Annotated in this window: 5 protein-coding genes; 2 read left to right on the top strand and 3 right to left on the bottom strand. The window is 43.5% G+C overall.

Annotation, left to right across the window (positions count from 1 at the left end; genetic code table 11):
* Positions 1-457: 457 nt before the first annotated feature.
* The 3 genes from CIK90_RS00685 to CIK90_RS00670 form a co-directional block, all read right to left on the bottom strand.
* Complete coding sequence (locus CIK90_RS00685; protein WP_094464069.1) at positions 458-2,374, bottom strand: nucleoside-diphosphate sugar epimerase/dehydratase; 1,917 nt, start codon at positions 2,372-2,374, stop codon at positions 458-460.
* A 1,400-nt stretch (positions 2,375-3,774) separates the two neighbouring features.
* Positions 3,775-4,197 (bottom strand): GxxExxY protein, encoded by a 423-nt coding sequence (locus CIK90_RS00675; RefSeq protein ID WP_094389884.1) that lies wholly within the window; start codon positions 4,195-4,197, stop codon positions 3,775-3,777.
* A gap of 621 nt (positions 4,198-4,818) precedes the next feature.
* Positions 4,819-5,508, bottom strand: coding sequence for a hypothetical protein (locus CIK90_RS00670; protein ID WP_094464067.1), 690 nt, complete (start codon positions 5,506-5,508; stop codon positions 4,819-4,821).
* A 1,078-nt stretch (positions 5,509-6,586) separates the two neighbouring features.
* Between CIK90_RS00670 and CIK90_RS00660 the strand changes: the two genes are divergently transcribed.
* Together CIK90_RS00660 and CIK90_RS00655 are read left to right on the top strand one after the other, a co-directional pair.
* Positions 6,587-6,781, top strand: a complete 195-nt coding sequence (locus CIK90_RS00660; RefSeq protein WP_094464065.1) for a hypothetical protein — start codon at positions 6,587-6,589, stop codon at positions 6,779-6,781.
* A gap of 602 nt (positions 6,782-7,383) precedes the next feature.
* A complete protein-coding gene (locus tag CIK90_RS00655) occupies positions 7,384-8,547 on the top strand; it encodes an InlB B-repeat-containing protein (RefSeq protein ID WP_144007181.1) in 1,164 nt (387 codons plus the stop codon).
* Positions 8,548-9,134: the final 587 nt, after the last annotated feature.

The raw sequence follows: 9,134 nt of genomic DNA, 5'->3' as shown, positions 1-9,134 counted from the left end.
TGCCCTGGGCTAGGGAAACCATTGGGCTTTCAGCCCGTTTTTGCTTGTGTATCAAAATCTTTAGAAGAATCCTAACTGAAAATGCGCAACAGTACGTTGCTCTGCTGGAGGGATTTATTATGGATCGCCTTGCGGCTCGAAATCTCAATGAAAATCTTTAAGAGAATCTTTAACTAACATCTCTTTTCCGTGTTCTCCGTGTGGTCCGTGGATGTTTTTGGGAGTTGCTTCGCAAGATGTTTTGGAGTAGCGAAGACAGAGTGAGAGCGCGCTTTCACTATGCTGAGTCACGACAAAACAAACCACAGGTAAATCTTTGAGGAAATCTTCTTAAAGAATGGCCGGAGGCCAGAAATTAATCAATTCTACTCTAATCTTTAAACTCTAACCTTAACGCTAACCACTAAACTCTAAACACTAATCACTAAACTTTAACCTATAAACTATAAACTATGAACTATTTCTTGTCTAGGATTTCGTATTTGGAGACTTGGCTTTTGTATTCTGGGACGATGTCCTTCATCTTCTTTACTATATCCATGTCATTGTAGGTGTAGGAGAGGTCAAGGAGGGCCTTTTCGTTTTCACAGGCTGTGGCGTATTCATACTCGCGGACTTTGGCGCGCATGATCTTGGGATGCTTGGTGGGGATGTTTTCTTCCTGGTCGGAAAGGACTTCTTCGTAGAGTTTCTCGCCTTCACGCAAGCCAGTGAATTTTATTTCGATGTTCTTAGCACCGGAAAGGGCTATCATGCGCTTGGCGAGGTCAACAATCTTGACGGGTTTGCCCATGTCAAAGACGAAGATCTCACCGCCGTTACCCATGGTGCCTGCCTCAAGGACTAACTTACAGGCTTCGGGGATGAGCATGAAGAAACGGATGATGTCGGGATGGGTGACAGTGAGAGGACCGCCATTTCTAATCTGTTGCTTGAACAAGGGGATGACAGAACCGTTGCTACCCAGCACATTACCAAAGCGGGTGGTGACAAACTGGGTGATGCCCTTTACCTTGCCTTCGGCAATGGCTTTATTGAGTGATTGACAGTAGATCTCGCAGATGCGCTTGCTGCAGCCCATCACATTGGTGGGATTGACTGCCTTGTCGGTGGATATCATCACAAATTTCTTGGTGCCATACTTGACTGCCAGGTCTGCAATGACACGGGTGCCATAGATATTGTTTTGCACGGCCATAGCAGGGTTGTCTTCCATCATCGGCACGTGTTTATAGGCTGCTGCATGGAAGACATACTCTGGCTGATGCGCTGCAAAGATGGCTTCCATGAAAGTGGCATTGCAGATGCTGGCTACGATGGTCTCTGACTTGATAGCAGGGAACTGGCGTTGCATCAGCAGACGGATATCATGCATAGGGGTTTCTGCCTGGTCGATAAGGATCAGTTCTGAGGGATGATAGACTGCAACCTGGCGTACCATCTCTGAACCGATACTGCCGGCAGCACCTGTTATCATAATCCTTTTACCAGTGAGAAGAGCGCCTATGGCATTCATATCCACCTCTATCTTATCGCGTGGCAGGAGGTCTTCGATATCTACTTCATGGAGCTGGTCTTGCGGCAATTCGCTTTTCCCGTCCCACTCTAAAGCATGGGGCATCATCATGATCTTGATGCCATTAGCGATGAGTTCGTTGATGAGATGGTCATCTTCACGGAATGTATCTGCTTGAACCGGGGATACCAAGATGGCATCAATGCCATCGGCTTTCAACTGGGATGCTAACGTATCTTCTACCTCACGGACCTTCACACCCATGAGCATGTGACCTACCATCTGTCCGTCAGGACTAATGAAGCTATCAAGGACATAGCGTTGAGGGGATTGGCTCTTGATCATTTTCGCCATACCTATAGCGCCATGTTTGATTCCGTAGATCACGGTCTTCAGGGCTTGTTCGTCTTTTCTTCTCGCATCAAACATGCTCTTCACAGCTACTCTGACCATAAACATCAAACAGGTTGATGAGGTGAACATCAGGATAACACCTGAAAGGGATGGCATCAGGACTTCATCAATGGACCATACATGATTCACTGCCAACGACATCAGGTAGGTCAGCAGGGATCCGAGTGATGTTGCTGCTGCGATTCGTTGCAGGTCAACGAAGGAGGAGTAGCGCACTACCCCACTATAGGTGCTAAACACGCGAAAGGCTACCACAAAGAGCAATACGCATAGCAACAGGGAGTGGGTAATGGCCCAGAAACTGGCAGCAAACCCTGAACCTCCGAGTTCAAAGTATTCGGCGAGGTAGCCGGAGAACATCACAATGGCGCAGTCTAAGCATAATACGCCCCAATATGGTAGTGCTTTACTGGTAAAATACCAATTAAATATTTTTTGAATCATAATCGTTATTATATTATCTCACATGTTACACGGATCATCGGATTTTAAACGGAATTTATACGGATGGTTTTTTGGGGGTTGCTTCGCAAGAAATCTTTGGAGGAAATCTTTGTTAAGATGTTGCTTCGCAAGAAATAATCTATCACTCAGATAGGCAGCTACAACATAATCTTTAACTATAATCTTTGACTAAAATACGCAACAGTACGTTGCTCTGCAGGAGGGATTTAATGGGGATCGCCTTACAGGCTCGACATCTTAATGAAAATCTTTAGAAGAATCTTTAATAGAATCTTTAACTCTAAACTATAACCTTAACGTTAACCTTAACGCTAACCGCTAACCTTTAAACTATAACCTTTAACCTATAACCTCTAAACACTCGGTGTTCTCTGTGTGGTCCGTGGATTTAACAGGATAGTTCTTCTATTCCAGGAGCCGATGGAGTATCAGTCCCAGTGACGTGGTTGCCCTTTGGAAAACGGTGGTTTTCATCGGCGATAGAAGAAGAGTGATAGAGCAATCCTGCGTCATTTCCTCTTTCTATTTGATGGAGTCGTTGGCGATCACCGGCTGCGGTGATGGTGCCATATTGCTATTGACTGGCATCATATAAGTCCTTCGTTTTGTGTTTTACGATTCGTAGCAAGGGGTTATGACAGTGATAACAGGTTTGTTTGAATCTAGCATTTTCCCCTCGTGCGTGTGTCGCTATCAAGGGTTTTCTGGTGACCCTCAGGTCATCCCCACCCTTGTAGCGTACAAAGGTACGCATTTTTCTGTATAAAACATCAAAATGTTATGAAAAAATTTAGGTGCGCCAATAAAGGGTTTATTCTGAGTAGCCTGAAGGCTAGAAATCTTATGTGGAAATCTTTGAGAAAAATCTTTGGCCAGAGGCCAGAAATCATTTATCTTTTTTCATTCTATCTCCTTTCTTTATTTCTTGCGTAAGCAATATCTTTATTAAGATTTCCTCCAAAGATTTCTTGCCAAAGGCAATTCCCAATACTCCAACTGATTCTTTTGTAGCCTGAAGGCTAGAAATCTTATGTGGAAATCTTTTTTAAAGAATGGCCGGGGGCCAGAAATGGATAAATAACAGTGCTGTTTGATTTTCTTAGTAGCCTGAAGGCTAGAAATCTTGGAGGAAATCTTCTTTAAAGAATGGCCGGAGGCCAGAAATTGTGTATCATTATTCATTTTATCTCCTTTCTTTATTTCTTGCGCTCACGCAATATCTTTATTCAGAATTCCTCTAAAGATTTACCTATGGTTTGTTTTGTCGTGACTCAGCATAGTGAAAGCGAGCTCTCACTCTGTCTTCGCTACTCCAAAACATCTTGCCGAAGGCAACCAAAATACTCAATTTTTTATTAACAGAAAGAATAGCCAAAACATTAGAACAACCGAACTTGTTCGATACTTCCATTAGCATCTAAGCGATACCATTCGCTATAAACACGATCCATTGAAAAATTAATTAGCATGCCCCAACGGGTATGTGTAAGAACCATATAATTCTTCAGTTGTTTTCTTTGTTCGTCTTTGATATATTTGAGAGCTTTAAGTTCGATAATAATATCATCATCTACGACAAGGTCCATTCGATAAGTTTTATCCAACCTAACATCGTCCCAATACATAGGCAGCTCTTTTTGTACTTCTACTTTATATCCATCTTGCACTAACAAGTACTTTAAAGCACATTCATAAGCTGATTCCAACAAGCCACCATGATACTTATTAAAAACTTTCATAGCTACACCTACAATATGCTTTTGTCGTGCAAGCTGTTTGTTATATTCTTCTATCAAATTCATGTTCGTATTCTGTTTAAATTCATAAATATGTTGTATTATTTAAAGCTTGGGTTAAGCCCGGAAATCGTCAGATCTACTGAGGCGGCTCCTTTTTGTGTTGCCCATGGCTAGAAATCTTATGTGGAAATCTTTGTTAAGAATGGCCTAGGGCCAGAAATCACGTTTCTTTTTCATTCTATCTCCTTTCTTTATTTCTTGCGTAAGCAACTCCCAACACTTCAACTGATTCTTTTGTAGCCTGAAGGCTAGAAATCTTATGTGGAAATCTTTGTTAAGAATGGCCTAGGGCCAGAAATCATTTATCTTTTTCATTCTATCTCCTTTCTTTATTTCTTGCGTAAGCAATATCTTTATTAAGATTTCCTCCAAAGATTTCTTGCCTAAGGCAATTCCCAATACTCCAACTGATTCTTTTGTAGCCTGAAGGCTAGAAATCTTATGTGGAAATCTTTGTTAAGAATGGCCTAGGGCCAAAAATCACGTTTCTTTTTCATTCTATCTCCTTTCTTTATTTCTTGCGTAAGCAATATCTTTATTAAGATTTCCTCCAAAGATTTCTTGCGCAGCAACTAAAAAATTTTTCTGTGATTTACCTGAGGTGAATTCTGTGTGACATTTCATTTATTCGGCGGGGGTGAAGTCTTCGTTGTGGACGTCGCGGAGGGCGACGGCATAGCCGCCGACCTCGATGACGAGTTGGCGGTCGCGGTCAACGCGGACGATGTAGCCCTCGAAACCTTTGAAGATGCCAGTGAGGACGCGGAGTTTGACGCGGTCTTTGGCGAATTTCAGGAAGGGGTCACGTAAGAAGGTGATGTGTTCGGGGTGACTGGAGAGGACTTGCATGAAAGGTTGCATCTTCTGGTGGGAGATGCTGGCGGGGAGCCCTGTGCTGCAGTCTTTGATCAGATGGTAAGAGGGGTAATGGGTGCGTAAGAAGGTTTGTAGCGACTGGGTGTCACCCTGTAGGAAGACGAGGCCACTGACGGTGGGGAGGTGTTTCTTGATGACTCCCTTGCCATTACTCTTCTGTTTATATTTATAGGAGTAATGGATGAAACAGGCGTGAGGGGCTTCAGGATGGGCGAGGTTGTAGGCGTCCATCTCTTTTTTGAACGCCTCTACCTGTCTGTTATGTACGAAGAGGTAGCCCCAGGGTTGTTGGTCATCCCCTACCCTTTCTTCGGCATTAGATACTTGTTGTTTTACTGGTTCTGATGTAGCATCAGCACTTTTGATACGTATGCCTTTCGGAAAACGCTTGTCGTTTTCGTTGGCAACAGAAGGTGTTGTAGAGCAATCCTGCGTCATTTTTTTTATTCTATTGTTTGAGGTTTAGTGGGGTGCTACCCATGTGGCGTACAAAGTTACGAATTATTTTTTAATATCACACAGAAATCAGTGATTTTGTTTATCCACGGAGCACAATCATCGGATCATCGGAATTTATCCACGGAGCACACGGAGGGCACGGATCGTCGGAAATTATCCACGGAATTATTTTGGAAGTTGCTTCGCAAGAAATCTTTGGGGAAATCTTTGTTGAGATGTTGCTGACGCAAGAAATGAATCATCGGATCATCGGAATTTAGACGGAATTTATACGGAGTTTTTATCCACGGAGCACACTCTAAGCAATCATCGGAATTTAAACGGATGTTTTTTTGGATTCTTCGCAAGATTTGATATACAAGCAACAACGGGCTGAAGGCCCAATGGCTTCCTTAGCCCAGGGTAACACCCTGCGGACTTGATGTAACATATACACCTACGTCCTGTAAGGACAAAAGTATTTACCTAGATAGGCTGATATCAAAAATCTTTAAGAAAATCTTAACAGAAAATGCGCAACAGTACGTTGCTTTGCAGGAGGGATTTATTATGGATCGCCTTACAGGCTCGACATCTTAACTATAATCTTAAAGAAAATCTTTAACTAGAATCTTTTTCTGTGTATTCCGTGTGTTCCGTGGATTATTATCATCGGATATTAGACGGAATTTATACGGAAACAAAATCTTTAAGAAAATCTTAACAGAAAATGCGCTCTTCCTCAGGGTGTTGCCCTGGGCTAGGGAAACCATTGAGCTTTCAGCCCGTTTTTGCTTGTGTATCAAAATCTTTAGAAGAATCCTAACTGAAAATGCGCAACAGTACGTTGCTTTGCAGGAGGGATTTATTATGGATCGCCTTACGGCTCGACATCCTAACGAAAATCTTGAAAATAATCTTAAAAGAATCTGTGTGATCCGCGTAAACCGTGTGAGACATTTCAGGAGTTAGTGTTAAGGTTAGCGTTAGGGTTAAAGATGGAAAATTGTTAGTATTTTTACCAGACAAATTTATTTTTTTCAATAACAATAATTAAAAACCAAAAACAACTAAAAACATGAGCAAAAACAAGACTTTGTACAAGTATGAATTCGCCAACAAGTTAGGCGTCAGTCTTAAAACATTTGGAAGATGGATTGAGCCTTATCGTGATGATCTGGAAAAGTTGGGTGTGAAGCGTAAAGGACAACTTCTTACTCCTGGCGCAGTAAAATATCTATGTAAGGTATTCTGCGTTGATTTAGACGAATAACGGAGAATGTTGGACTATGTTAGACAATGTTAGACAATGTTGGACATTGTTGGACATTGTTGGACAGTCACCTTTTCAGACTTTGTACCTTTGCAAACGACAACAGGTGATGGGCCCTGAATGATGAGGGGAAGACACCACGAGAATCTAAAACAGTTTAAAACCAAAGATTATGACAAAAATCAGAAATCCAACAACAGGGAAGAGGGAAGGAAGATGCACTAAAACGCATCATTCTCCGATGAACACCCTACCAGTTATCGTTCGGTTCTCGTTCACTTCTCGTTAGGTCCTCGTTCGTCTCTCGTTCGTCTCTCGTTGCTTATTCGTTAGTCTATCGAAGACCTATCGAGGACCGAACGAGGAACAAGCGAAAAACGAACGAAAGAGCGACGAGAAAACGACGAGAAAGGAGCGAAAATGCGACGAGGAAGGAGCGATGTAGCTTCTTGCTGGTGGCGAGGAAGCTTTTTTATTCATTCCGCCAATATTGGCACAAAATCAACGTTTTCGTTAAGCCAAATGAGCAGAATAAAGCTCGCTTTAATTCTGCCATGGCGAGAAAACGAAGGATGAAATCCAACATTAAAACAACAAACATTATGGCAATTTTAAACGGTATTATTTCAAAACTTTGTGGTTCAGCAGGTAATCTCACCTTCAAACGAAACGGTGGACAGACGGTGGTATCAGAGAAGATCACCCAGAAGAAAGACGCGAAGACGGGTCAACAGCTGAAACAGCGCATGAAATGGGCGAACATCATCAGAGAATATCAGGTGTTGCAACCCTATATGAAGCTCGCCTTCGGCGGTACACGCAACAGACGTAGCGACTACCATAAATTCGTGTCGTCGAACCTCTCACACTCTCCTGTGTATCTCACCAAGCCAGACGTGAATGCAGGCATCTGCATTGTTGCACCCTATGAGATCACACACGGTAAGGTGAAGTCGATATCGGTGACCGGTAAGGGTAACCAGGCGGTGACAGACATCGATCTCGGCGACCTGGTCATCACAGCAGAGACCACCGTGGCGGAGTTCTCGAATGCCGTAGTGCAGAACAACAGGGGGTATGATTACGGGGACCAGATCACCTACTTCCTCCTCACACAAGAGGTGAACGACGTGACACACGTGCCGATGGTAAATGTGGATGCCAGTAGCGTGGTACTCGTGAGACGTAGCGAAACGAAGCTACTGTCCCTTGCAGACGTTCGTGGCTTCTCTATCCAGGAGGGCTGTCTCGCAGCACAGCAAAATCATGACTTCGGCAACCACGGTATGGTATGGATTCACTCCCAGAAAAGAAAAAACAAAACGGAGATATCGGCTCAGTACCTCATCGTGGAGAACAAGCTATTGGAGGCATACCAGAATGATGAGGCGTACGAAGAGGCGGTGAACAGCTATGGCGGTTCGACCGACATCTTCCTCTCGCCCGACGAGAAGTCTAACAAGGAAAAGACTGATGAGGTGGTGTCGCCTACTACCCCAACAGACACGAAGAAGACGCTGACACTGGTGGCGAACCCGATGGGCGGTGGCAGTGTGTCCGGCGGCGGTAAGTATGAGGCTGGCACGGAAGTGACCATCACTGCTACCCCATCGGAGAACTACACCTTTAAGAGATGGAGTGATAACGACACCTCTGCGTCACGTACCATCACGGTGAATAGCAATCAGACGCTCACAGCCTACTTCGAGACGGTGACTGGTGGGGATTCGTCTGAACAGAACCCTGGTGGCGGATTGGAGGGGTAACAGATAACCACAAGAGAGATTTATGCAACTAATCCTATTTTTATATTTAAAAACTACGAGTATGAGAATTAATTGGAAGCGCGTAGCGCTGTATGTGCTGAGACTGATAGAACTGGTGATCACTGGTGCTGCCGGCGGGGCTATGACCCAGCTGTGATGCGGATCATGGGAGGGTTTGGGTGGGATCATCGATCATCGGAATTTAGACGGATTTAGACGGATGTTTTTGGGTTGCGCGAGCGCAAGAAATCTTTGGAGGAAATCTTTATTGAAATGTTGCTTCGCAAGAAATAATTCAATAACCAAGAAACTATAATCTTTAAAGAAAATCATTGACCAAAATGCGCTCGAGTACCTCGCTTCTGGGAAGGGATTTATTGGGGATCGCATCGGAGATGCTCGAAATCTTAAATAAAATCTTTAGAATAATCTTTATTCAAGTTTCGCAACTGAGGGAATTGATTGAAGTAAAAGAACGTTTTCGTTAAGCCAAATGAGCAGAATAAAGCTCGCTTTAATTCTGTCATGGCGAGAAAACGAAGGATGAAATCCAACGTTTTCGTTAAGCCAAATGAGCAGAATTAAGT

The sequence above is a fragment of the Prevotella sp. P5-126 genome, from assembly GCF_002251185.1.
Taxonomy (GTDB): Bacteria; Bacteroidota; Bacteroidia; order Bacteroidales; family Bacteroidaceae; genus Prevotella.
Note: the sequence above shows the minus strand (reverse complement) of the source record. Positions and strands in the feature narration are given on the sequence as shown.

What these genes read in the sequence shown, in the direction of transcription:
- CIK90_RS00670 (WP_094464067.1), bottom strand. Translation starts at nt 5,508, where the DNA reads ATGACGCAGGATTGCTCTACAACACCTTCTGTTGCCAACGAAAACGAC.
- CIK90_RS00655 (WP_144007181.1), top strand. Translation starts at nt 7,384, where the DNA reads ATGGCAATTTTAAACGGTATTATTTCAAAACTTTGTGGTTCAGCAGGT.
- CIK90_RS00685 (WP_094464069.1), bottom strand. Translation starts at nt 2,374, where the DNA reads ATGATTCAAAAAATATTTAATTGGTATTTTACCAGTAAAGCACTACCA.
- CIK90_RS00660 (WP_094464065.1), top strand. Translation starts at nt 6,587, where the DNA reads ATGAGCAAAAACAAGACTTTGTACAAGTATGAATTCGCCAACAAGTTA.
- CIK90_RS00675 (WP_094389884.1), bottom strand. Translation starts at nt 4,197, where the DNA reads ATGAATTTGATAGAAGAATATAACAAACAGCTTGCACGACAAAAGCAT.